We start from the raw sequence: 22,089 nt of genomic DNA on the forward strand, positions 1-22,089 counted from the left end.
TCGGAATTTTCTCTGGTTCGTAAAAGTTTGCTAAATTAGTTGCTTAACCGCGCAACTAACCATACACAAACACGTTGGCAACAAGCTGAAAATGAAACACAGATTAAACATTCTACTTCTGATTTTAACTTTTATATCTTGTAAGAATACGAGCGAAAAGAAAGCGGAGGAAATATTAAAAAAGAAACCAAAACAGGTTGTTTTAATTTCAAAATACGCACCAGAATCATATAAACACTATATAAAACAAGATAGTATAGGACAGCAATCGAATGAAAAAACTGGTCCTTATTCACCTATCGAAAGTCCGACTTTTGCTTATTATGATTCACAAAACAATATCAGTATTTGGAAACCTAAAGTGAACGAAATAGACACTTTAACAATACCGTATTATAGAGATTATTTGGAAATAAGTACTCGTAATACATACTCTTCCATACCTAATACTTATCTCATAAAAAATGGAGACACAATTATTATTGAGTATGAAAATAAATTACCAATCGCTAAAATTACAAATCGTCAGGTTAATGATATTGAACTAAACTATAATAATTATAGATTAAAAGAATTATTTGACAACAAATACCCAAGTCATCACAAAATATTTCTTGGTTTTTTATTAAGTAAAGAGAAATCAATGGAAGAAACTACAATTGATTTTTACCAACAAGCAGTTAAAGATGGAGAAAGAGAAACTGAATTTTTAGATTCATTACAAAAAGAAAAACTGATTTCAGAAGACAATTATTTTTACCGCAAAGAAATTTTAACTGGTTTATTAGAAAAACACAAAAACCTCAAAACTATAAAAGAATGGAGAGAAAAAAACAAATCTTTTTCAAATAAAGAAAATATCGAAATTATTTATAGTTTAGATTTATCAAAGACAGACTCTTTAATGAATTTTTCATATTTCAGAGATTACTTAAACAATATTTCCAAATATAATCTTTCTTTTATTCAAGAGAACAATATGAACTCTGGAGCATTTTATATAGATTCAAGAGTTCGATTTGATTCTATTTTAAATGACAAAAGATTTAACCAAACTTCTAAAAACTTTCTCTTACCTATAGTTTACAACGGAATTGCTCAAAATTTTAGAGTTAAAGACAAAGAAGAATATTTCAACAAATTAATTAAAAATACCACCAATCAAAGAAAAATAAAAGAAATTCAAGAAAAATACAACTTGGATTTTAGTAAGTCTGACAAATTGATTTTGACTACAATTAAAAATGATACAATCACTTTTTCTGATATTATAAATAATAATAAAGGAAAATGGCTTTACATTGATTTTTGGGCAAGTTGGTGCAAGCCTTGTAGAGAAACAATGCCAAAATCTGTAATACTTAAAAAAGAATTAGAAAAAGAAAATATTGAGTTTATCTATTTGAGCTTGAACGACAAAAAAGAAAATTGGAAATTAGCAATGGAATCGGATGGAATCTCAAAAAGTCAAAATTACTTTATCGAAAATGGTAATGTTTCTAAAGTAATTGAAGATTTAGGAATAAAAACAATTCCTCACTTTTTGATTTATAATCCAAATGGAGAATTAATCAACGGATTTGCAAATAGACCAGGAGAAGGAGCGAAAGAACAATTGAAGAAATTAATAACTGAAAAATAATGCCTATTGCCAACACCGTGTATAACTCATTGCTTGGTTCTCGCCTACTTACGAAAATCCTAGCGGATTTTCTATTCGGTTTTTATTTGCTAAATTAGGTGCTTAAACACGCCACTAATCATACACAAACACGTTATCTGCAAGCTAAAAAAACTTCCTAACTTAAATTTCAAATGGAAAGAACTTACGAAACATCAATTTTAACGTAAGGCTTTTGATACTTAATTGAATTTTAAAATATTTTTAATTTCATCTGAAATATCACCTACATTTTTATGTTTCTGATTTGTTTGAACTATTATAGTTAATACATCTTTATCGTTATTAAATCTTCTTACAATACATTCATAATTTCCAGCGGAACCGTGATGAGAATGTTCTATAATTCTATTATTTTTCCATTCTACAGAACCTAAAGGCGATTGAATATTTCCGAAAAAATCTGCTTCTTCAGACAAGAATTTTACAGATTCTTGATTTATAATTTTATACGTATGAAGGTTTTCTATCCAATTATATAAATCGTTAGCTGTTAAACTAAAAATAGCTCCTGAGATTGTTACTTTATAAGAATCTTCCTCGTAATCATCATCAAAAGGAATAGCCATTAAATTTTTATCTAAATAAGGAGCTTCTGGATGAATAACTGCACTTTTCAATGAAAAGGGAATGAATAAATTTTGATTAACATAGGCTTTAAAAGTTTGATTTGTAATTTTTTCTACGACTTGAGACAATAAAATTGGACTATGATTGGTATATAAATAATCTTTTCCTGGCTTAAACTCCAATTCTTTTATATTTAATAAATCTTCTTTAATTTTCTCATCAGTAATTCGTTCATTTTTTTCAAAATATTTATCCCATTCAACTTGAGGAAGACCACTTGTATACTGCAATAAATTTTTAATTGAAATTGTTGAAGCCCAAATAGGTAAATCTATTAGATATTTATCAAGTTTATCCTCTACATTTAATAATCCCTTTTCTTGAAGTTGCATGATTGAAACTGCTGGAAACTCTTTATATACTGAACCTAAATCGAAACGAAAATCCTTTGTTAATTTAACCGTTTTTGAGCCATCTGAAAAACCAAAAGAGTTTTCATATACTGATTCTCCATTTCTAACGACTAAAATATTTCCATTAAACTTACCCTTTGAAGCTAGTTCTTCTATATAAGAATCTATAGAAATATGCTTTTTGCAGTTTATAAAAGTTAATGAAATAAAAAATAATAATACAATGACAAGAATACGTTTCATCAAATTAGTAGTTGGTTATATTTTAGAGACGAAAAGATATAAGTTTTGTTACAGTATAAGTTACATTTTCATTTCAAGGCTAACAAAATTTAGAACCTCATAAGTAATCGAAATTTAACCGCAAGGGAAAAGCCAGCAGATAACACCGTATATAATTTATTGCTGGCTTTTTGCATACTTGCGAAAGTCCTCGCAGACTTTCTTTCTGTGATTTATTTGCTAACTTTAGTGCTTAAACACGCAACGAAATCATACACAAAACCGTTAGCGAACATTTAGAACAAAACTTCAAACTATGAGATTAACATTTATATTTTTCTTTTTCACCTCTTTAATATTCGGACAACAAAAACCGATAGTTTTCTACAACGAAGCTGGAGAAAAAATAAATCAAAAAGAATTTATTAAAACTAAAGACTACAGCAAAAATTTGGATTTATATTTCGAAAACGATTCTACCCAAATAGGTATATTAATTACTAGACAAAAATTCGGACAACTTGACAAAAAAACCTTTTCTAATCTAAAATCTTATTTGACTGATATAAGCGAAAGAAAAATTGATTCCACTCAAAATATTGTAATAAATTATTTAACTGCGTTTCCAAGCGAAAAGCAAGTAGACTCAACTTCAAGGTCAAGTTGGAATGTTTTAGACAAAGACTATCTTAAAAAGTTACATAAGACAGCTGATATAAATCAATTTTGGGTAAACTCACCTGAATCCAAAAATCTAAAATATTATTATAATAATAGAATTAATTGGATAGAAGATAAAGATAATCTATTTAAAGAATTATTTTTCCCTTATGAAGTAAGGTATGGTAATTTTATACTGATTAAACCAGATGGAAAATTTTACTACTATTTAGGCGAACACAGTAAATATCAAATTTGGAAAAAATCAAAAAAATATTTTAAATAAAAAAAAATGATTTGCCAACACCGTGTAAAATTAATTGCTGGTTTTAGCCAATTTACAAAAGTCCTCGCGGACTTTCTATCTGTGATTTATTTGCTAACTTTAGTGCTTAAAACACGCAACTAATCTTACACAAACACGTTGTGTGCAATTTGGCTACGTTACCAAGATTTGGTATATTTGAGTAAAATATAGCCAAAATGGGAAAAAACACATCAATATCACTTGGAAATCATTTTGAGGAGTTTATCAGAGAAGAAGTAAGTTCTGGTAGATATGGTTCGGTTAGCGAAGTAATTCGTTCCGCATTACGTTTGTTAGAACGTGAAGAAAAAAAAGAAAGAGAACTTATTAAAGCTCTCGAAGTTGGAGAAAATAGCGGATTTGTTGAAAATTTCGACCCAAAACAACATTTGAAAGAATTACATCGTAAACACTTATGAGTAAAAACAAATATCGCATAAGTCAACAAGCGATTGAGGATTTAGATAAAATTTGGATTTATACTCTTAACAAATGGTCTAAAGAACAAGCAGACAGATATTACGATTTAATAATGGCAGAAATTGACTTTATTGCAGACAACTATCTGATTGGAAAATCGGCTGAACAAACTCGAAAAAATTATCGCGTAACGAAAATTAAATCGCATCTGATTTTCTACAGAAAAGTTGAAAATGAAATTGTAGAAATCGTTAGAATTTTACATCAAAGAATGGAGATTAAAAAACGACTGAAATAAAAAAAACTGCACACAACACCCTATATAATTCATTGCTAGTTCTAGCTTACTTACTAAAATCCTCACGGATTTTCTATTCGGTATTTATTTGCTAAATTACGTGCCTAACCACGCAACAAACCATATACAAATGCGTTGTGAGCAATGCAAAAAAAAACAATCTATGAGAAAAATCGAAATATTAATAATTGGAATTATAGGCTTATCTATAATTTCTTGTCAATCTAAAAAATCAACATCTAATTCAGAATCTAATTTTTTTACTGACTCAATTTATAGTGAACATTTGAATGAATACCGAAAACATAATGTTTATTTACCAAAAGGATTTGACAATGGAAAAGAATATCCAATTATTTACGCTACTGATGGAAATAGCAGTTTAACGGAAAAGAAAAATTTATTGGATTCATTAATTGACAATATAATAATTAAACCTTTGATTTTTGTTGTAAGTTTTTCAAATAATAAAATTGCAGACAGCACAAGTACCACAACTGGAGACGGAAAAAAAGTGCATTTAAGTTATAGGAACTTTGAATATGTTGATAGAAAACCAACAAGATTAGAAGATTCACTTTTAGTTGATAGATTCAAAAACCACGAATTATATTTCACTAAAGAGCTGATTACTGAAGTTGAAAAAAATTTCAATCAAAACAGTGGAAAAAATGACCGATATTTTTACGGAGTTTCAAATGGTGCTGGATTTGGAATGAGTTTATTAAATAAAAACCCTGATATAATTGGAACTTATATTTGTTTTTCGACTTTCGGAGGCGATATTCAATCAAACAATTGGGATAAAGATATAAAATACCCTAAACTATTTTTGAGATACGGAAGTGATGAATTTTTTGGACTCAAAGAGGATGCTGAATTTCTAAAATCAAAGTATGCGGAATCGAAATCGTTCATTGAATCAAAAGAATATGAAGGAGGACACAATAATAAATTCTGGAACAAAGAATTTTCGGAGATTATAATTAGAATATTAAAAGTTGAGTAAAACACTGCTCGCAACACCCTATATAATTCATTGCTAGTTATAGCTTACTTACAAAAGTCCTCGCAGACTTTCTATCTGTGATTTATTTGCTAACTTTAGTGCTTAAACACGCAACGAAATCATACACAATCACGTTACCACACATTTGAGAATGACGCAAAAACAACGTAAAATATTCTACCCAGTAATTTTCATTCTAGGAGCAATTTTAATTATTTGGGAAATTAATATTTACAGAGAAACCATTATCAATTTGATGATTCCAATCGGAATTATAATGGTTATTGGAATAATTGCATTTATTCTCGATTTTAAGAATTATAAGAACACTTATGAATATAGTGGAATTGGACTTTACCTCTATTCCGCAATGCATTATGTAATCGGATTTGGATTTATTGCTTGCTCAATCTTTATGTTATCGAATTATTATTTCGCTGACCAAAATACAAGAACTGAATCGTATGAAATTATTCGGACTTCCTCACTAGCTTCAGGAGGAAAATATAGAATTGACGTCCGAACACCAACGTTTAGAATTAATTATAATGGAAAAATAAAAGAATTAGTCTTTTCATCTGAATTTTATGAAAAAAGGAACTTCTACAATAATGTGGAATTGGTAATTCGACAAGGACTTTTTGGATTTGACATTTTAGAAAATAAAAAACTGAATTAAAATAATAACCGAATAAAAAACGTGTGGTAACACCGTGTATAATTCATCGCTAGTTAAAGCCTACTTACGAAAATCCTAGCGGATTTTATATTCGTTATTTATTTGCTAACTTTAGTGCTTAAACCACGCAACTAACTCATACACAAACACGTTGTGCTTGATGGCCAAACTGTAACAAAAATCTAGATAATTCGTCACATATATAAACGAACTATTTTATGAAATTAATAAAACGAATTGTAATATCTACCGGAATTTTAATACTAATTGTGTTTCTTTTTTTTGGTTTAAAACTTGGAACAAAGTATTATAAATCTTATCAAAATTCTGAATCATTAACGAATACAATTCTAGATTCTAAAATTAGAGCTGAAGACTATAACAATTCATACAATCTAAAAAATGGAGCTATTATATCTAAAAAAATAATAAACCTTTCAGAAATACCACCAATTTGGAATAGCATATCTGAAAACAATTCTTTAACAAGAAACTATAAATATTTAGACAACATTAATTTTTATGTTATTCTCTATAAGAGTGATTCTCTACTAGTGAATGGAATAATTGCGGAACCTAAAAAAGAAGGTAAATTCCCTGTAGTTATTTTTAATAGAGGAGGAAATAAAGAAGTTGGAAAAATGGCTAAAGCAAAAACACTTCATTCTTTAATACAATCGGCTTCAAAATTAGCAAACCAAGATTATTTAGTTATAGCCAGCTGTTATAGAGAAAATGATGAGTTTGGAGGTAATGACATTAAAGATGTTCTAAATTTAACGGAGACTATTAAAACAATTAATAAAGCAGATTCAAGTCGTATTGGAATGTTTGGATGGTCAAGAGGCGGAATGATGACTTACCTATCTCTAAAAAACAGCAATCTAATTAAAACCGCGGTAATTGGAAATGGACCATCTGATTTAGGAAAATTAATTATTGAAAGGCCTGAAATGGAAAAATTAGTATGTGCTAAACTGATTCCAAAATATAAAGAAAATAAAAGTGAAGAACTAAAAAAACGTTCTGTTGCTTATTGGGCTGACGAATTAGATAAAAGTGCAAGTTTACTTATTCTTTGTGGTACTGAAGACAAGCAAGTGAACCCTAATCAGGCTGATATAATAGCTGATAAATTAACTAAAATAAATTATGATTTTAAGCTTGAGAAAATAAAAACTGACCACAAGTTTTCTAATAAAAAAAATGAGCTAAATACGTTATTAATTAATTGGTTCAAAGAAAAATTATAAAAACACTAAGCACAACACCGTATATAATTTATTGCTAGTTAAAGCCTACTTACAAAAGTCCTCGCAGATTTTCTATTCGGTTTTTATTTGCTAAATTTAGTGCTTAAACCACGCAACTAACTCATACACAAAACCGTTGTACGTAATTTAACCAAATCAATGAAAAGGACTTTACCATTAATGTTTATACTGAATTTTGGTTCGTTATTTTCTCAATCAAAAGCGAATAAATTGGAACTGAATGACACATGGTTTGGCGGAGAAACTGAAAATAATGGAAAGCCTGTAATAATTCGTGGAAGACAGCATTTAAAAAACCTTATCGATTCAAAACAATATGCCGAACACGTTGAATTCGTTTGGACGTTTGAGAAGGAAACGGAAAATGGAATTCCAACACCAGAGGAAAATATTTTTATGGGAAAAGTGGAAGATGCTCTGATTAAAAATTTGGAACCTGACTTACAATCTGTTCTTACAATTGTTTATACGAATGACAATATTCGCTCTTGGATTTTCTATACGAAATCTGTACCTGAATTTCTAAAACGGATTAACAAAATATTATCGAAATTTGAAAAACTGCCAATTGAAATAACAAACGGAAAAGATATTGAGTGGGAATTATATACTGGAATTTTAAAGAGCTACGAACTTGAACCGAAATAAAAAACTACGTACAACACCATGTATAATTAATTATTAGGTTCCATACTACCTACAAAAATCCTCGCGGACTTTCTATTCGGTTCGTATTTGCCAATTAGGTGTTTAAGACAAGTTACAAACCATATCGAAACACACTAAATTAACCGCTATAAAAATAAAAGACGAAAACTATCTAGTTTTCGTCTTCAGGTTCAATAAATTCTGAATGATATTTTTCTAAAAACTTTTTCTGTCTTGCAATCATTTGCTGTCTTAAAAGTTCTATGTCCATAAAGTCATTACCAAAATTGCTTCCGAAAAAATCATCATTGAAGAAACGTTTGCTAAAAAGGGAATCTTGAGAAAATATACTTCCAAATCCTTGATTTTCAAATCCTGAATAGTTTGAGAAAAAACGTGATTTAAACGATTGCATTAAACTATCTTTATCTGATAATGAGAGACTATCAAACTTATCATTGGAAGACCAAGAATAAATGCTATCGTATCTAATTAAATTTCCATTTTCATCAAATTCTTTATCAACTTTCCAAGTGCCTTCAGGCTCTTCTACTATTTTAGTCTTATTCTCTTCTTTTTCAACTTTTGTGGTTTCATTTCCTTGTCCTTTACAACTAACGCTTAACAAGCCAACCATCAACAACAAAATATACTTTTTCATCACTTTAGTTTTTGAGTTAAACTTAACTTTGGGTTTGTTATAAATGTTTTTAACAAACCACCTGTTTCTATCATTTTAATCAATCTATTTTGGTGGAAAACTTCTAATTTTCGTTTACCATTTTTATACCAAACACATTCCAAATAACTGTCATTATCAATCAAACCGAATATTGAATCCTCTTTCGGAACATATTTGATAACTTGCATTTTTGGAGAGGTAATTTTTCCTTTTACTGTTACCCATTCCCCAGATTTAAACTTTCTTGGCATAACAATAAATAATTTTAAAGAATTAAACTTATTATTAAGAGGATGCCAAAAAAGATTCGGCATCCTAATTAATATTTCTCTAAAAAATTAAAAATCAATTATGAAATTTTAATACTTCTAGCAGGCTTTTGTTTAGCCTCTTCTTTTTTTGGTAAAAGAATATTTAAAATACCATTATCATAATTTGCATTAATCTTTTCATCGTTTACACTTTCTGGTAAATTAAAGGTTCTTTTAAATGATGAGTAACCAAACTCTCTACGAGTGTAATTTTCTTCCTTATGTTCACTTTCTTCCTTTGTTTCCGTAGAAATAGATAATACTTGATTATCAAGGTCAATTTGAAAATCTGATTTCTTTAGACCTGGAACTGCCATTTCAACCATAAAAGCATCGGCAGTTTCTTTAATATTTACTTTAGGCAAAGTAATTCCAGTATTAAAATTTGAAGTGAATACTGATGGTAGATCTCTATTAAAGATGTCATCTAACCAATTTGACAAAGTTGGGAAGTTTTGATTTGAATTGCTGTTCGCTAAACTTCCATTTTTAGGAACAGTTGCTAAATTGCTCATAATTAAAAAATTTAAATTAAACATTATTTCAAATTTGAAATCTTTACGACTTCAATAACCAATAAACAAATTAAATACCAAAATCGATTTATCTTATTTTATCGCGATTGTTACACATTATTCTGTGTAAATTTGTCGTAATTATGAAATATTGTCATATTTACTCATAATAAAATGACATATTTACATTTGGAGTTTATAGTAAAATTGGAAATCAATTATGTATTATAAAAATTACCAAATAACAGCTCGTAATAAGCACTACGCACATCAACATGTATAATTCAATGCCACTTTATGCTTACTTTGAAAAATCCTCACGGACTTTCTATTAACGATCTAATTCCTAATTTAGCATTAAAATATGCAAAGCAATACTAGCAAGCACCTGTTGCACATTTTATAAAACTTTAAAATCAACTCAAATACAAATTAGATGGACTTTAAGGAATTTCAAAAAGAAATGCGAATTGCCTATTTATGTGGCGGAACAGGTATATTAGTTTCTGGTATAATCTGGCTAATTTCCGGTTTATCTGGACTGTATTTGTCAAAAGAAAAAAGTCTTTTGATTTTTTTTATAGGAGGAATGCTCATTTATCCTTTAGGAGTATTACTAGCAAAACTTTTTAATAGAAGCGGAAAACACCATAAAGATAATCCTCTAGGCAAGTTGGCTATTGAAAGTACTGCAATATTATTTATTGGTCTATTTATCGCGTATTCTATTTATCAAATACAAGAACTGTGGTTTTTTCCTGTAATGCTGATGATAATTGGCGTGAGGTATTTAGTTTTTCAGTCCATCTATGGAATGAAGATTTATTGGCTCTTAGGATTATTATTAATAATACCTGGAATATTATTTTTAATTTCAAACCAACCTTTTCATTTTGGTGGAATCGCTGGTGGCATTATTGAAATAAGTTTTGGAGTCCTTGTTATTGTCATGAATAATAGATCAAATAAAACTTTAAAATAAAAAACACCTACTCTTTCGAGCAGGTGCTTACCTAACAAAAAAACTCAAAAACATCATGAAACTTCATGATTTGATTAATCTTAATCAGAGACCAATCTTTTTTGCTAGCAACCAATCAACTAACTTAATTTGCTTCCCCACAAATTATTAGCTGATTTTCTTATATAAGTTTTAATTCATATTAAAAAACTTCACAGCTTTGTTTTATGGAGATTACACAACGTATATCTTCAACATTCTGAATTTATAAACTTTGAATTTTTGACTTCATTAAAGGGCCTAATTCGTACAAACTTGCAATTAACTCTTCCTTCAAAGGCTCTACTTTTTCTGTTTTTCCTGCTGCTTTATATATTTCCGCAACGTGATATAATACTGCTGGTTCATACGTCTTACCATCAACATACGTTTCTATAATTTCTATGGCTTCTTCTACATTTCCGTTTTTAAAATAACTCCAAGCCAATAAATCATAAGATTGTGGCGTTGGCCTATTAGCCACTTCAGTTTTTGCGAGATCTAATGCTCTCTTTGGCAATGATAAATCGTCTGTGTATAGCGTAACATTATAACCATTGTACATGTCGCCATATTGCTTGTTACTTACCGCTTTCTGGTAATTTTCTAGTGCTTCTGTTTTTAATTGCGCGTTGTTTTGCGATTCAGCAATTTCCGCTTTTAACAAATCGTAATCTGGCGCCTTGTAATAACTTGTTACATGGTTTAAGATCGATAGTGCTTCTTCAGTATTGTTTTCGTGCGAATATATAATCCACGCAATTCCTTTTTTGGCGTAGGCATCATTAGGATCTAACGCCAATGCTTTCAGAAAATAATTATACGATTTATCTAAATCGCCTGCATGACCATAAAAATCAGCTGAGTTTGTATAAGCCCATTGTTTCATACCTTTTAAGTTTGAAGATTCGGCAATTTTAGTCGCCTTTTCCATATTCTCAATAGCACCTTCTAAGTTACCGTTGTGATCTTCCCACTTTGCTAAACGTATTAAATAATCAAAATCAGATGTGTTTTTAATATCTTTTAAATAGGCTTGTGCATAGATGTAATTTCCTAATTCTAAATGCACATCAAACAGCATTTTTTTTGTGCCATTTATTTTATCACCATTTGCTTTTGCTTGCTCTAATACGGTTAAAGCTTCCTTAAATCTATGTTGCGACACATAATTTGAAGCTAAACTTTTTAGGTAAGATGTGGTTTTACCATTCGTTACTTTAATGGCTTCTAGTAAATCGTCTTCGGCTTTAATTAAATAATCAATATCACCTGTAGCATTAAATAATTGTGTGTAGGCACTTGCTCGTTTTCCTAAATACGGAAATTGATTTGGAGCAGCTTCTAGCTTATCTGTCCAAATTTGTGCTGATGCCAATAAATCAGTTTGGCTCACTGTAGTTGTTATGTATTTATTATAATCTTCTGCATTAGTTACTTGTTTAGAGTTACAACTAAATGCTGCGATTAATAAAATAAGAGGAAGTATTTTTTTGATAATCATAATTTGAAATTTTTGAGTTTTTAATTGAAAAATAATCTTGAAGTAAAGCCCTAACTTTACTCCAAGATATTTACATCTATTACCTACCAAGGTGAAGCTAAGTAAGGGAATGATGATAAAAATGCTTTATCATTTCCGTCTACATTATCATTTGATAAACCTGGATTTTCTGAAAAATCTTCGCCACCAAAAATCAGTAACAATTCTACTGTAATAACATCATCAGCTAAAGCTCTACCTGTTAATACATTTGTTCCGTCATAGAAAGTTGTAGTACCATCTAAAGACACATTAAGAACATCAGTGGCTAATAAACCTGTAAATTGAGCAGACGTTAATGTTAATGCATTAGCATCTGTTGGTTCATTATAAGCAGGACTTAATCCTTCTAAATTAGTTTGAAACATAGATTGAAAAGCTGCATCTTGCTCAGAAGGTATCGTAGTATTAAAAGCATCCTTCATTCCGCTAGATACAAATACCGTATTTACAGCTGGTCTTCCCATTTGGTCTTCTTGTGTATATGTTCCACTAAAATCAGGACCACTTGGCACAGTTACATCGTCATCATCACTACAATTATAAGCCGTCATTGACACTAAAATTGCAATGGCAAAAAGTTTTATATTATTAATTTTCATCTCTTTTCGTTTTTAAGTTTTGTTATTATTTTCTTTTAGATTCTACCCAAGTATTAATTGTACCTGAACCACCAATCATTGATTTTGGCACTTCTACAACTATAGACATTACGTTTGTACCAGCAAATGTATCTGTACCTGGATTGTTAAAACTAGTTGCGTTTCCTCCAATAATTTGTCCGTATTGCGCAAAGTCCATAAAGAAAGGATCATCTCTTGGTCCTGCAAAGAATTTCATTCCGTTAGCATTACCAATCATTGCATCTTCACCATAAGCTGTGATATCTACAGAAGCTTGATTTGGAGTTGTTGTTGCAATTGTACTATTTAAACCTGTTTGCGAAGGAGCTACTGGTCCAAAGAAATACATTTTACCATCTCTTGGTGTTGCCTGTATCACTAAGTCCTCTATAGCATCACCATTAGTGTCTATATTAAACTCTATTAATACGTTTTCATCAAAAGCAGCATTTTGGCTATCACTACCAGATCCTAATAGACCTTGTACGTTAGCTACAAATGCAATGTTTGCAGTGTCTTCACCTTGAAAGGCATAAAAATCTGTGATGTCACTTGTACCACCTTGTACTGCAGGTGCATCTATATGATCCGCAGCAATGGCAACAAATGTTGCAATACCTAATATTGCTGTTGCGATTAAAAATTTTGTTTTTTTCATAATTTTGAGAATTTGTTAATTAATTGTGTCTCTGTTCTACCTACGAAAAAATGTAAAGGGCGGTTTTAAAAAATTTGCAAAAAAAATAAATTCCTTGTTTTTCATCATAATAATTTAACTTTGTGTAATCAAATACGATGCTATGAATCCATCAGCTAATGGCTGGATAAAAAAATTGCTCAATCAAGTTTCAAAAACAAAGTATTCTGAAACTGATAATCATGAGTTTTACAATCGCTTAAAACAAGCAGGATTTATCTACGGAAGCAATATAAAAGTAGTCCTAGATATCGTCAAACCCTTTGATTTTACTGAAGAGGAGCGTTGTAAAATCAATCTGCTTCTTACCTATTATTTTATTTATAACAAAGTAAATCCTGAAGAAGATTTTGTTGATAGTCTTATTAGATATTACAAAACTATTAGTGCTCAAAAGCGTTCATTTTTTGAAGAATTATTTGGAGATAAAACACCAGATAGTTTGCTCGAAAAGATGATCCATAAGCGTATTCATATTGATGACAATTTTATTTCAAAAAGTTTTAATTATTTTTTAATTAACGCACTTTTATTTGTGGATGTTTTAGGATATCAACGTTTTCTTAAAGAGGAAACAAATATTAAATCTTACGTAAACACACTAGAATCTGCTCTAGAAACTATAGTTTTCTCGGTAATTGATAATAAATCCGAAAAAACAGAGTATGATGAAAATCTTATAAAGTTATTTGAAGATTCTATAAGACATAAAAATTCAGAATTGCCCTCTTATAATGATGCTATATCTGTAATTACAGAACCTTTTGAAAAACTATATGTTATTGATTTGGTGTGTATGGCATCTTGGTCAGATAAAATAATTGATACTGAAGAACGCGAATTCCTATTGCGATTAAAAAATGACTTAACTTTAGATAATGACGTTATAGCACAATCGGTTAACGATATTAATCTTTTTTATGACGAACATAAAGACGATGTAGCCTTTTTAAGTTCTAAAAACTTAGCACAAAGTTTTTACGACAATAGTAGCAAAGTGGTATCTAAACTCATTACGCGTAACAGCAAACGGTTAATAAAAGAACTGTCTGAAAGTAAAGAAGCTATGACGTTGTTAGCGCAATCGACACAACGAAACCTCAGCGATGATGAGCAGAAAAAAATTCAAACACAGTTATTAGACATATTTAAATCTATACCTAGTTTAGCCATTTTTATGTTACCAGGAGGCATGCTACTGCTCCCTTTATTTGTGAAGTTTATCCCTAAATTATTGCCTTCTGCTTTTGATGAAAATAGAATTGAGGATAAAGATGAATCAGATGAAGATTAAATTGTCAGAACTAAAGAAGTTACTTGTATTACTCTTCATAGTGTTTATAAGTATTGGATGTTCTGAAAACAAAATAACCAACACGCAACTTGTAGAAAAATATTATGACGGCTTTCAATCGTCTAATTTTCTTCAAGTTAAAAATGTTATAGATGACAGTCTTACCACAGTATATGGCGACTACATAACAAATTTTACAAAAGAAAAATATTATAAGCAATTTAAATGGGATTCTGTTTTTAAGCCAGATTACAAACTAATTTCCTTAAAAAAATCTGAAACAGCAATCATGGCTACAGTATCTATAAGTTGTTCAAAATTTGAATTTCTAAAGAATAATCCTATGATTTGTAATTATGAGTTTCAATTTAAAGCAGGAAAAATAACAAGGATAGAAGAGCTAAATTGCGATAATGTTAATTGGGATGTTTGGGAAAATCAAGTAAATGATCTTGTGCATTGGGTTGAGATCAATCATCCGGAATTAGATGGTTTTGTACATGATTTAAGTCTGCAAGGTGCTCAAAATTATTTAAAAGCAATTGCATTGTATAACGCGCAGCATTAGGTTTTAAATCTAAATCACAAAATGAAGATAAAACTATAACAAGCTTTATCTTCATGTTTAAATCATTATTTCCCTTTTTCTCTTACATAATTAAGAACCGCCTCTTTGGTTGTAAACCAATTTCTACCTTCTTTGTGAGCATCAATTTTACCTTGACGTGCTAGTAAACTCACATACTCTTGACCATAAAGGATTTCGGGTTCTTTTACTATGTTTGAAATAGTGTCGTAATCTTTATCAGAACCAGGAATAGCGTTTAAGTAAATATTTAAGGTTCGCTCAGAAGCCTGAGCCATTAACAACATCAATTTACCATAATTACCATTGTTAGCTTGGTTTAATGCAGCATAGTATTTTACTCTATCATTAGTTAGAATAATAGCTGGTGGATAACCAGATCGCATTAAAAGTAAATTCATAGCCAAACGAATAGTACGACCATTACCATCAAAAAATGGATGAATCCATACCAACTTATGATGAAAAACTGTAGCCAACTCAATTGGGTTTAAACCTTGAGGATTTATATTTACGTAGTCTATTAAACCATCTAAGTAATCAGAAACTTTACGCGCATTTGGCGGCACAAAATTAGCACCAGAAATACGAACGCCTGCATTACGCAAACGACCAGCGTGATCATCTTCTATAGAACGCAGCACCAAGCCATGTAGATCTAAAATATCTTTGGCATTTAAGACATAATCTTCGTTTACTAATTTATATAATTTATGGATTGCTGTCTCATGGTTTTTAGCTTCAAAATGTTCTCTAAGTGATTTTCCTTTTATAGTTATACCTTCTTGCAACACCAACTGCGTTTCTCTTAAACTCAATGTGTTTCCTTCTATACTATTACTATTGTATGTCCATTCTATAAGAAATGCTTCCTTAATATTTTGCAATACTATATTTGGCAATGGTCTTGCTGCATTAAGAACATTGACCTTTTCTAATATCCTTGTAAACGTAGATTCTAAATCTTTTTGATATGTTGTTGTAACATTCCACATATCACAAAGTTACACCTTTTATCGGATAAATATAAATAACAGAACATCCGATAAAATTGATTTTGTAACAAATTATACTTATTTCATACTAATGCACTAAACCAAACATTGATTACTATGAATAATCATTATGAGTTATTAAAAATTGAAACGTCTGCTAATCTTGAAACCATAAAAAAAGCATTCCGAAGAGAAATTGCCATTTATCATCCAGATAATAACAAAGCACCTGAAGCAGTAGAAAAGTTTGAAGCGTTAGTTGAAGCATTTGATATATTATCTGCTATAGAAAAACGAAAAATATATGATGCGCTTCTACAGGCAGAACAGAATAATTTACCTGTTGTTATTGAACATAAAGAGCAATATACAAAATGGAAAAAGGAAGCCAAATCAAAATCTAAAACCTATAGCGAGTTAAGTTTTCCAGATTTATTTTTGCTAGACATTTTTATAGAAGTTGGTATGGAAGGTGCCATCTTAGGTGCTGAAACCATAGAAGGCATTGGAGATTCCGCAGAAGGCATTGGAGAAATATTAGGAGATATTGTTGGTGGTATATTTGATGGTTTATCATAGTCTACAACTACTCTAACCAATTTTTAAAATCTTTAACACGTTCTCTAGCGACTATAATTTGCTGCTCATTGAAACGATTTAGTTTAATTTCTAGTCGTGAGTTGGTATAACTAACGATATCTTTAATGGCATTGATATTTATATAGAATTTTCTGCTGATACGGAAAAATACATCTGGCTCTAATTCTTCTTCAAGCTGATCTAAAGTTGCATCTAACAAATAGTTTCTTCCTTCGTTGGTAAACGCATAAGTCCCTTTATTTTCGCTATAAATACATTCAATATCTTCTATATTTATTAGCTTTAAATGCTGACCCACTTTTACCGAAAATCGTTTTTTATATTCACGTTCTATAGGATTGACAAGTAGATTTTTTATGTCATTAAAATCTAAAGTAACGGATTGTTTTTGAGGTGCTCGTCCTCTGTATTTTTCAACAGCGATTTTTAGATCGTCATCATCAATAGGCTTTAATAAATAATCAATACTGTTTAGCTTAAATGCTTGTAAAGCATACTCATCATAAGCGGTTGTAAATATTACAGCAGATTTAATATCAATGGCTTCAAAGATTTCAAAAGACAAACCATCACTTAGCTGAATATCTAAAAAAATCAAATCTGGATGTTCATTATTTTTAAACCAATCAATAGATTCTTCTACGGAATGCAACATCGTTTCAGCATTCATATCTAAAGCGGTTAACATACGTTGTAAACGTCTTGCTGAAGGTTTCTCGTCTTCTATAATTATTATATTCATTGTGCTATGTTTTCTTGTTACTTTATTTGTTCAAAAAAATATCATTCCCAAAACGTGGTTTCCTCTTCTTTATCCTCTTTTAAAAAGCCCTCTATTTTTTTGTCTTCCCAACTCTTTTTAAAAATCTGTTTTCGTTTAAAAACGTTTAGTCCATGCATTACAATTATAACCGTCCATATCACTATAATACTAAGATCTAAGCTAATGATATTGTTTTTATATGGACCAGAAACAATATATAAATTGTACAAAAGCAGTAAAACAACCACAATGTACAATCCCAAATGAAGATAAAAACTCTTTACGCGCTTTACCTTGTCTTTTGCTTTTCTGTAATATTCTTCTTCTTGAGGAGTCATATGGTTTATAATTATAAGTTTACATTTTCTTTTGTAAAACTATCTTGTCTATTGCCTTTGAGGCTTTGGTTACTTTATAATATGTATAATTGATTTCTAAACATAAACTTTAGATTAGGGTACTAAATGCTACTCCCAATTTTGACGTTCTTTCTCCATATATTCTTCAATTTTTTTGTTTTCCCAACTTTTTCCGAAGAGAAAATTAGCTCCAAAAACACCTAGAAAATGAAATACTAAACCAATGCCCCAAAAAACTGCGGTTGCATATGGTCCAAAACCAGTAAATCCTTCACCAGAGTTAACACCAATTAAGATTATTAAGAATATATTGACAACAATATATACAGCTAAATGCCAATAAAAACCAACAATAGCATCTACTTTTTTCTTTGCTCTTAAATACGCTTCTTCTTTTCTAAAATCTCGCGATTCATCGCGATCTTCATAAGGTTCTATATTATATTTTTCCATTGTAATTTTATTTAATCGTTATGTAATTCTTCTTCCATAAACTTTTCAATTTTTCGCTCTTCCCAATCATCACCTAAAATAAGAGGAAGCCCAAATACTGAAAACGCATGTATTGTTAACGCAATTCCCCAAACCATCCATGTGACTAACGTGGCAAAATCAAACAAGGCTTCATTAAGAGTTTCTCCATTTTTTAAGTTATTCATCACTTTAACAATAGTTATCACGGTATTTATAACTAAGTAAACTATTAAATGGTTGTAAAAACGTTTTAGCTTTTCAACTTTGTTTTTAGCTTTCATTAATTTGTAATCTTGTGTTTCCATTTTGCAATTATTTTAGCGTTATCTATTAACTCTTCAAGCCTAAAGTTGGCTCAAATGCTATGGTTAATTCCAACGATTTTTTTGATTTTCTCTACTCATGTATTCTTCAATTTTACGTTTTTCCCAACCAGAACCTAAAGCACCATCATCTACAAAAACGCGGTACGCCTGAAAAACCAAACTTAAACCCCAACCAAATGCCGGAAACCAAAACCATTGTATTGTATAGTACGAATAGGTGTACCAAATAAATACTAAAAACGGAATAACAAAGACATAAGAAATTAGACTATAATAAAATGCCTTTAACTCTTCTACACGCTTACGAGCTTTTACGTAATCGTCGTTAAGACGTGCCTGTGATTTTTGTGTTGTTCTCATAACTGATACTTGTTTTGTGAGCATAGGTATTGCTACTGCAAAATCCTTTTCTCGTTGATTGATGTGTACTTTTCTATTTGAAAGCAAACTGTAACGTTGCTTTATATTTTCTAATCCTACTCCACTACTCTTTTTTACAATTTGTTTAGGCTGCAGATTATTCATTACTACCAAATGACTTCCGTCTTCATATATAGTAACACGCAGTGGCTTACTAGAGGTTACCATATTATGCTTTACAGCGTTTTCTAAAAGTAACTGTAATGACAGTGGTACAACTTTACTGTCTGGATTAGAGGCTTTATCTGGAATTTCGAAAATAATACTATCCTCAAATCTCATTTTTAAAAGCGACATGTAGGTTCTGGCAAAATTCAATTCCTCATCTACAGTAACTAATTCTTTACTTTTTTGCTCTAAAACATAACGATATACTTTAGATAATGCTGTTGTAAATTTTTGTGCATTATCTGGGTTTTCTTCAATTAAACTCGTTAATACATTAAGGCTATTGAATAAAAAATGTGGATCTAATTGATTCTTTAAGGCGTCAAACTTAGCACTTGCCGTACCTGCAATTACCTTTTGTTCCTTTATTTTATTCTTTTGGTATCTATTGTAAAAATAAATAACATGAAAAACAGTTACTATTGTTAAGGTTATCCACAGGCCAAACGAATAGCCTTTCCAAGATTCATTACTTAAAAAAGTTTCAAAATCATACTCAAACATTACAACTGCAGTGAAGAGTCTTAATAAGAAAATACCAACTAAAGTAATTATGGTACTACCAATAATGCCATAAATAATTCTTTTAATAGTATCTGCTGTTTTCCAGTTACGTTTTTCCATTAAATTAAAAAACGTCATATTAGTATAGCCTAAAACAAAGGCATAGAGTTGGTAAAACCCAAAGTCAATTAAAAACTCATTAACCGATTTAAAGTTAAATCCGCCAGAAAGCAAATGTCCTATAACAAACACAACACTTCCTATAATAAAGGTTAACAAGATTTTTTTTAAAGACTTTTTCATTATAATTTTAATTATGCTTTACAATCCTTTACAACATATTCTGCACGCTGTTTTCCCCAATTAGGATGAAACTCGCTCTCTGGTTTAAAGGTATCAAAAAGTTTTATTGATGCTTCTATCTCCTCGCAAAATGGTGCAGTATCCTTCCCAAAATATTTAGCACTGTTTAAGTTCCAATCTGCTTTACAAAACTTAGCTCTTGGGTTTTCTGGTTCTAAGGTTAAGGCCTTTTCGTATAATTCTACAATTTTTCCTCCATATTTCATACCATACGTCATGCCATCAAAAACTACCCAATTGGTATAAATCTGTGCTTGCATTATAATGAGCTCAGCATTATCTTCACTTATGGCTGTGGCTAAATCTAAATGTTCTTGCGCTTTATCTAACTGTGCTTTCAATACCGTTTCGTCTTTTTCTTCCCAGCTTTTTAAGCTGTTTATTTGTGCAATGTAATAACTAGGTAACCATTCTGTTGGTTCAGCCTTTGCTATGCGCTCAAACATATTTTCTGCATCATCCGTTTTTCCGCTTTCCCAAAGTTCAAAAGCTTTGGTCATTCCTTTTTCAAAATTTGTTTGTGCCTGCGTTATTACTGTAATTAGTAGAAATGCTATAGTTATAAAATTCTTCATTGTCGTTTTATTTTTTATTTAAGTGATATTAGTACTGATTTGTTTTCCGTAAGTTGAAATTTAGCATCGTCCCATTTTGGCGGTCCCATAAAACCTGTGGCATTATTAGAGCAACCATAATCTTCTGATGGAATACCAAAAAAGTTAGTATCTAGTTTTCCGTTATTATTTTCATCGTGAAAAATTGACACTGCATAAGTACCTTCTGGAATATCCTTAAAAGTAACAGAGCAAGAGGTATTCTTTAACTCAATTATATCAGCTTTATACGTTTTTTCTAAAAAACCAGATGCTGTATTATAAAGCGCGATATACATTTTACCATTGTTACTATTAGCATCTTTGACATTAATAGTAATATCAAAATTATTCTGAACAGATACTAATATGCTAAATAAACTAATGAGCGTGATAATTGTGATTTTAATGAGTGTGTACATGGTTAATGGTTTTGTTTGATACAAATATCTTATAGATGTGTATATTTTTAAAATGCAAATTACTCAATTGTAAAATTTCAATGACGAATTGTAAATTATTAATTAGAAAACAAGTTATTATAATTCTCACAAAACGAAGATTATTAAAATACGTAGTTATACGTATATAAAAGTGTACAGAAATCATTAATTTTAATGACGAATAAAAACAACTCAAAACTTTAGATAACCTGATTATTTTGCGGGATATCGACAATAAAAGTTTTTATATAAGGAGTTACCTGCAAGCTAAACAAACCTATGAACTTCGATTTAGAAGATAAACTTAACGAATATGTAAAACGGAATGATTTGGATTCTGCGATACAAATTGCGGAATCGGAATTGAGCAAGATTTCTGAAACGGAATTTCACCAACTGATAGGAATGAATCTTCTGCATTTGGAATCTGAATTAAGCGAATTTATTTCCAATTTCTATTCAAGTACAAAACTGAAATACACTTTTAGTTTTACAAAAAAGCTGAAAGCCTTTTACTGCGAAATGAACGGATTTACTATAAATTATGACAGATGGTTTATAGACTTGTTTTCGTTTAGCGAAATCGGAAATGAGGATTATGAATGGTTAGCGGATTTTGAGCATCATACGAATAAGGATTTGACCATAA

27 protein-coding genes and 1 pseudogene are annotated in these 22,089 nt (G+C 30.1%); 13 read left to right on the forward strand and 15 right to left on the reverse strand.

The window, feature by feature from the left end:
• Positions 1 to 91 precede the first annotated feature (91 nt).
• Positions 92 to 1,642 carry a TlpA disulfide reductase family protein gene (locus Q0891_RS16810; protein WP_299103500.1) on the forward strand — a complete coding sequence of 517 codons (1,551 nt, stop codon included), beginning with the start codon at positions 92 to 94 and terminating at the stop codon, positions 1,640 to 1,642.
• 221 nt (positions 1,643 to 1,863) lie between these two features.
• Here Q0891_RS16810 and Q0891_RS16815 read toward each other — a convergent pair whose 3' ends face one another.
• Positions 1,864 to 2,907 (reverse strand): serine hydrolase, encoded by a 1,044-nt coding sequence (locus tag Q0891_RS16815; RefSeq protein ID WP_299103501.1) that lies wholly within the window; start codon positions 2,905 to 2,907, stop codon positions 1,864 to 1,866.
• Between the two features lie 295 nt (positions 2,908 to 3,202).
• Here Q0891_RS16815 and Q0891_RS16820 point away from each other — a divergent pair, with 295 nt between their 5' ends.
• From Q0891_RS16820 to Q0891_RS16850, 7 genes are all read left to right on the forward strand, one after another.
• A complete protein-coding gene (locus tag Q0891_RS16820; RefSeq protein ID WP_299103502.1) occupies positions 3,203 to 3,832 on the forward strand; it encodes a hypothetical protein in 630 nt (209 codons plus the stop codon).
• A gap of 197 nt (positions 3,833 to 4,029) precedes the next feature.
• The gene (locus Q0891_RS16825) at positions 4,030 to 4,272 is read left to right on the forward strand and encodes a type II toxin-antitoxin system ParD family antitoxin (RefSeq protein ID WP_299103503.1); all 243 of its coding nucleotides are present in this window, start codon (positions 4,030 to 4,032) and stop codon (positions 4,270 to 4,272) included.
• Positions 4,269 to 4,571, forward strand: coding sequence for a type II toxin-antitoxin system RelE/ParE family toxin (locus tag Q0891_RS16830; RefSeq protein ID WP_299103504.1), 303 nt, complete (start codon positions 4,269 to 4,271; stop codon positions 4,569 to 4,571). Before Q0891_RS16825 ends, Q0891_RS16830 begins: the two co-directional genes overlap by 4 nt.
• A 163-nt stretch (positions 4,572 to 4,734) precedes the next feature.
• Positions 4,735 to 5,580 (forward strand): alpha/beta hydrolase-fold protein, encoded by an 846-nt coding sequence (locus Q0891_RS16835; protein WP_299103505.1) that lies wholly within the window; start codon positions 4,735 to 4,737, stop codon positions 5,578 to 5,580.
• Between the two features lie 151 nt (positions 5,581 to 5,731).
• Positions 5,732 to 6,259: a hypothetical protein gene (locus Q0891_RS16840; protein ID WP_299103506.1), complete on the forward strand. Its 528-nt coding sequence runs from the start codon at positions 5,732 to 5,734 to the stop codon at positions 6,257 to 6,259.
• Positions 6,260 to 6,477: 218 nt separating this feature from the next.
• Positions 6,478 to 7,512, forward strand: a complete 1,035-nt coding sequence (locus Q0891_RS16845) for a prolyl oligopeptidase family serine peptidase (RefSeq protein ID WP_299103507.1) — start codon at positions 6,478 to 6,480, stop codon at positions 7,510 to 7,512.
• A 159-nt stretch (positions 7,513 to 7,671) separates the two neighbouring features.
• A complete protein-coding gene (locus Q0891_RS16850; protein WP_299103508.1) occupies positions 7,672 to 8,181 on the forward strand; it encodes a DUF695 domain-containing protein in 510 nt (169 codons plus the stop codon).
• A 172-nt stretch (positions 8,182 to 8,353) separates the two neighbouring features.
• Here Q0891_RS16850 and Q0891_RS16855 read toward each other — a convergent pair whose 3' ends face one another.
• The 3 genes from Q0891_RS16855 to Q0891_RS16865 all read right to left on the reverse strand — a co-directional run bounded on the left by Q0891_RS16855 (position 8,354) and on the right by Q0891_RS16865 (position 9,689).
• Positions 8,354 to 8,842 carry a hypothetical protein gene (locus tag Q0891_RS16855; protein ID WP_299103509.1) on the reverse strand — a complete coding sequence of 163 codons (489 nt, stop codon included), beginning with the start codon at positions 8,840 to 8,842 and terminating at the stop codon, positions 8,354 to 8,356.
• Entirely contained in the window at positions 8,842 to 9,114 is a 273-nt protein-coding gene (locus tag Q0891_RS16860) for a hypothetical protein (RefSeq protein ID WP_299103510.1), read from the reverse strand. The genes Q0891_RS16855 and Q0891_RS16860 overlap by 1 nt, the downstream gene beginning before the upstream one ends.
• Positions 9,115 to 9,212: 98 nt before the next feature.
• Entirely contained in the window at positions 9,213 to 9,689 is a 477-nt protein-coding gene (locus Q0891_RS16865; RefSeq protein ID WP_299103511.1) for an Hsp20/alpha crystallin family protein, read from the reverse strand.
• Between the two features lie 436 nt (positions 9,690 to 10,125).
• Here Q0891_RS16865 and Q0891_RS16870 point away from each other — a divergent pair, with 436 nt between their 5' ends.
• Complete coding sequence (locus Q0891_RS16870; RefSeq protein ID WP_299103512.1) at positions 10,126 to 10,671, forward strand: hypothetical protein; 546 nt, start codon at positions 10,126 to 10,128, stop codon at positions 10,669 to 10,671.
• 244 nt (positions 10,672 to 10,915) lie between these two features.
• On the opposite strand, the gene Q0891_RS16875 is transcribed toward Q0891_RS16870, so the two are convergent.
• From Q0891_RS16875 to Q0891_RS16885, 3 genes are all read right to left on the reverse strand, one after another.
• Entirely contained in the window at positions 10,916 to 12,193 is a 1,278-nt protein-coding gene (locus Q0891_RS16875; RefSeq protein ID WP_299103513.1) for a tetratricopeptide repeat protein, read from the reverse strand.
• An 83-nt stretch (positions 12,194 to 12,276) separates the two neighbouring features.
• Positions 12,277 to 12,834, reverse strand: coding sequence for a DUF4331 family protein (locus Q0891_RS16880; RefSeq protein ID WP_299103514.1), 558 nt, complete (start codon positions 12,832 to 12,834; stop codon positions 12,277 to 12,279).
• Positions 12,835 to 12,859: 25 nt separating this feature from the next.
• A complete protein-coding gene (locus Q0891_RS16885; RefSeq protein ID WP_299103515.1) occupies positions 12,860 to 13,513 on the reverse strand; it encodes a DUF4331 family protein in 654 nt (217 codons plus the stop codon).
• Positions 13,514 to 13,655: 142 nt separating this feature from the next.
• On the opposite strand from Q0891_RS16885, the gene Q0891_RS16890 reads away from it, so the two are divergent.
• Both Q0891_RS16890 and Q0891_RS16895 read left to right on the forward strand, forming a co-directional pair.
• Positions 13,656 to 14,846 (forward strand): LETM1-related biofilm-associated protein, encoded by a 1,191-nt coding sequence (locus Q0891_RS16890; protein WP_299103516.1) that lies wholly within the window; start codon positions 13,656 to 13,658, stop codon positions 14,844 to 14,846.
• Positions 14,836 to 15,414, forward strand: coding sequence for a hypothetical protein (locus Q0891_RS16895; RefSeq protein WP_299103517.1), 579 nt, complete (start codon positions 14,836 to 14,838; stop codon positions 15,412 to 15,414). The genes Q0891_RS16890 and Q0891_RS16895 overlap by 11 nt, the downstream gene beginning before the upstream one ends.
• Positions 15,415 to 15,479: 65 nt before the next feature.
• Here the strand turns inward: Q0891_RS16895 and Q0891_RS16900 are convergent, their stop codons facing one another.
• Positions 15,480 to 16,427: a Fic family protein gene (locus Q0891_RS16900; protein ID WP_299103518.1), complete on the reverse strand. Its 948-nt coding sequence runs from the start codon at positions 16,425 to 16,427 to the stop codon at positions 15,480 to 15,482.
• Between the two features lie 117 nt (positions 16,428 to 16,544).
• Between Q0891_RS16900 and Q0891_RS16905 the strand changes: the two genes are divergently transcribed.
• Entirely contained in the window at positions 16,545 to 17,006 is a 462-nt protein-coding gene (locus Q0891_RS16905; protein ID WP_299103519.1) for a J domain-containing protein, read from the forward strand.
• A 7-nt stretch (positions 17,007 to 17,013) separates the two neighbouring features.
• Here Q0891_RS16905 and Q0891_RS16910 read toward each other — a convergent pair whose 3' ends face one another.
• The 7 genes from Q0891_RS16910 to Q0891_RS16940 form a co-directional block, all read right to left on the reverse strand.
• Entirely contained in the window at positions 17,014 to 17,769 is a 756-nt protein-coding gene (locus Q0891_RS16910; RefSeq protein WP_299103521.1) for a LytTR family DNA-binding domain-containing protein, read from the reverse strand.
• Between the two features lie 41 nt (positions 17,770 to 17,810).
• Positions 17,811 to 18,128 carry a 2TM domain-containing protein gene (locus Q0891_RS16915; RefSeq protein WP_299103523.1) on the reverse strand — a complete coding sequence of 106 codons (318 nt, stop codon included), beginning with the start codon at positions 18,126 to 18,128 and terminating at the stop codon, positions 17,811 to 17,813.
• 129 nt (positions 18,129 to 18,257) lie between these two features.
• Positions 18,258 to 18,602, reverse strand: coding sequence for a 2TM domain-containing protein (locus Q0891_RS16920; protein ID WP_299103524.1), 345 nt, complete (start codon positions 18,600 to 18,602; stop codon positions 18,258 to 18,260).
• A gap of 11 nt (positions 18,603 to 18,613) precedes the next feature.
• Positions 18,614 to 18,928: a 2TM domain-containing protein gene (locus tag Q0891_RS16925; RefSeq protein ID WP_299103525.1), complete on the reverse strand. Its 315-nt coding sequence runs from the start codon at positions 18,926 to 18,928 to the stop codon at positions 18,614 to 18,616.
• 63 nt (positions 18,929 to 18,991) lie between these two features.
• On the reverse strand, positions 18,992 to 20,344 hold the full coding sequence (locus Q0891_RS16930) for a histidine kinase (RefSeq protein WP_299103527.1): 1,353 nt from the start codon (positions 20,342 to 20,344) through the stop codon (positions 18,992 to 18,994).
• An 11-nt stretch (positions 20,345 to 20,355) separates the two neighbouring features.
• Positions 20,356 to 20,979: a hypothetical protein gene (locus tag Q0891_RS16935; RefSeq protein WP_299103528.1), complete on the reverse strand. Its 624-nt coding sequence runs from the start codon at positions 20,977 to 20,979 to the stop codon at positions 20,356 to 20,358.
• Between the two features lie 14 nt (positions 20,980 to 20,993).
• Positions 20,994 to 21,419: a DUF2141 domain-containing protein gene (locus tag Q0891_RS16940; protein ID WP_299103529.1), complete on the reverse strand. Its 426-nt coding sequence runs from the start codon at positions 21,417 to 21,419 to the stop codon at positions 20,994 to 20,996.
• Between the two features lie 300 nt (positions 21,420 to 21,719).
• Here Q0891_RS16940 and Q0891_RS16945 point away from each other — a divergent pair.
• Positions 21,720 to 22,089 (forward strand): annotated as a pseudogene (locus Q0891_RS16945) (hypothetical protein); the annotation flags it as partial.

The sequence above is a fragment of the uncultured Winogradskyella sp. genome (genome assembly GCF_947498005.1).
Classification (GTDB): Bacteria; Bacteroidota; Bacteroidia; order Flavobacteriales; family Flavobacteriaceae; genus Winogradskyella.

Excerpts from the sequence above, each read along its gene's own strand:
- Q0891_RS16915 (WP_299103523.1), bottom strand. The coding sequence starts at position 18,128 with ATGACTCCTCAAGAAGAAGAATATTACAGAAAAGCAAAAGACAAGGTA.
- Q0891_RS16865 (WP_299103511.1), bottom strand. The coding sequence starts at position 9,689 with ATGAGCAATTTAGCAACTGTTCCTAAAAATGGAAGTTTAGCGAACAGC.
- Q0891_RS16835 (WP_299103505.1), top strand. The coding sequence starts at position 4,735 with ATGAGAAAAATCGAAATATTAATAATTGGAATTATAGGCTTATCTATA.
- Q0891_RS16905 (WP_299103519.1), top strand. The coding sequence starts at position 16,545 with ATGAATAATCATTATGAGTTATTAAAAATTGAAACGTCTGCTAATCTT.
- Q0891_RS16815 (WP_299103501.1), bottom strand. The coding sequence starts at position 2,907 with ATGAAACGTATTCTTGTCATTGTATTATTATTTTTTATTTCATTAACT.
- Q0891_RS16845 (WP_299103507.1), top strand. The coding sequence starts at position 6,478 with ATGAAATTAATAAAACGAATTGTAATATCTACCGGAATTTTAATACTA.
- Q0891_RS16880 (WP_299103514.1), bottom strand. The coding sequence starts at position 12,834 with ATGAAAATTAATAATATAAAACTTTTTGCCATTGCAATTTTAGTGTCA.
- Q0891_RS16940 (WP_299103529.1), bottom strand. The coding sequence starts at position 21,419 with ATGTACACACTCATTAAAATCACAATTATCACGCTCATTAGTTTATTT.
- Q0891_RS16910 (WP_299103521.1), bottom strand. The coding sequence starts at position 17,769 with ATGAATATAATAATTATAGAAGACGAGAAACCTTCAGCAAGACGTTTA.
- Q0891_RS16935 (WP_299103528.1), bottom strand. The coding sequence starts at position 20,979 with ATGAAGAATTTTATAACTATAGCATTTCTACTAATTACAGTAATAACG.
- Q0891_RS16820 (WP_299103502.1), top strand. The coding sequence starts at position 3,203 with ATGAGATTAACATTTATATTTTTCTTTTTCACCTCTTTAATATTCGGA.
- Q0891_RS16920 (WP_299103524.1), bottom strand. The coding sequence starts at position 18,602 with ATGGAAAAATATAATATAGAACCTTATGAAGATCGCGATGAATCGCGA.
- Q0891_RS16825 (WP_299103503.1), top strand. The coding sequence starts at position 4,030 with ATGGGAAAAAACACATCAATATCACTTGGAAATCATTTTGAGGAGTTT.
- Q0891_RS16875 (WP_299103513.1), bottom strand. The coding sequence starts at position 12,193 with ATGATTATCAAAAAAATACTTCCTCTTATTTTATTAATCGCAGCATTT.
- Q0891_RS16850 (WP_299103508.1), top strand. The coding sequence starts at position 7,672 with ATGAAAAGGACTTTACCATTAATGTTTATACTGAATTTTGGTTCGTTA.
- Q0891_RS16925 (WP_299103525.1), bottom strand. The coding sequence starts at position 18,928 with ATGGAAACACAAGATTACAAATTAATGAAAGCTAAAAACAAAGTTGAA.
- Q0891_RS16840 (WP_299103506.1), top strand. The coding sequence starts at position 5,732 with ATGACGCAAAAACAACGTAAAATATTCTACCCAGTAATTTTCATTCTA.
- Q0891_RS16900 (WP_299103518.1), bottom strand. The coding sequence starts at position 16,427 with ATGTGGAATGTTACAACAACATATCAAAAAGATTTAGAATCTACGTTT.
- Q0891_RS16870 (WP_299103512.1), top strand. The coding sequence starts at position 10,126 with ATGGACTTTAAGGAATTTCAAAAAGAAATGCGAATTGCCTATTTATGT.
- Q0891_RS16885 (WP_299103515.1), bottom strand. The coding sequence starts at position 13,513 with ATGAAAAAAACAAAATTTTTAATCGCAACAGCAATATTAGGTATTGCA.
- Q0891_RS16810 (WP_299103500.1), top strand. The coding sequence starts at position 92 with ATGAAACACAGATTAAACATTCTACTTCTGATTTTAACTTTTATATCT.
- Q0891_RS16895 (WP_299103517.1), top strand. The coding sequence starts at position 14,836 with ATGAAGATTAAATTGTCAGAACTAAAGAAGTTACTTGTATTACTCTTC.
- Q0891_RS16930 (WP_299103527.1), bottom strand. The coding sequence starts at position 20,344 with ATGAAAAAGTCTTTAAAAAAAATCTTGTTAACCTTTATTATAGGAAGT.
- Q0891_RS16855 (WP_299103509.1), bottom strand. The coding sequence starts at position 8,842 with ATGAAAAAGTATATTTTGTTGTTGATGGTTGGCTTGTTAAGCGTTAGT.
- Q0891_RS16860 (WP_299103510.1), bottom strand. The coding sequence starts at position 9,114 with ATGCCAAGAAAGTTTAAATCTGGGGAATGGGTAACAGTAAAAGGAAAA.
- Q0891_RS16830 (WP_299103504.1), top strand. The coding sequence starts at position 4,269 with ATGAGTAAAAACAAATATCGCATAAGTCAACAAGCGATTGAGGATTTA.
- Q0891_RS16890 (WP_299103516.1), top strand. The coding sequence starts at position 13,656 with ATGAATCCATCAGCTAATGGCTGGATAAAAAAATTGCTCAATCAAGTT.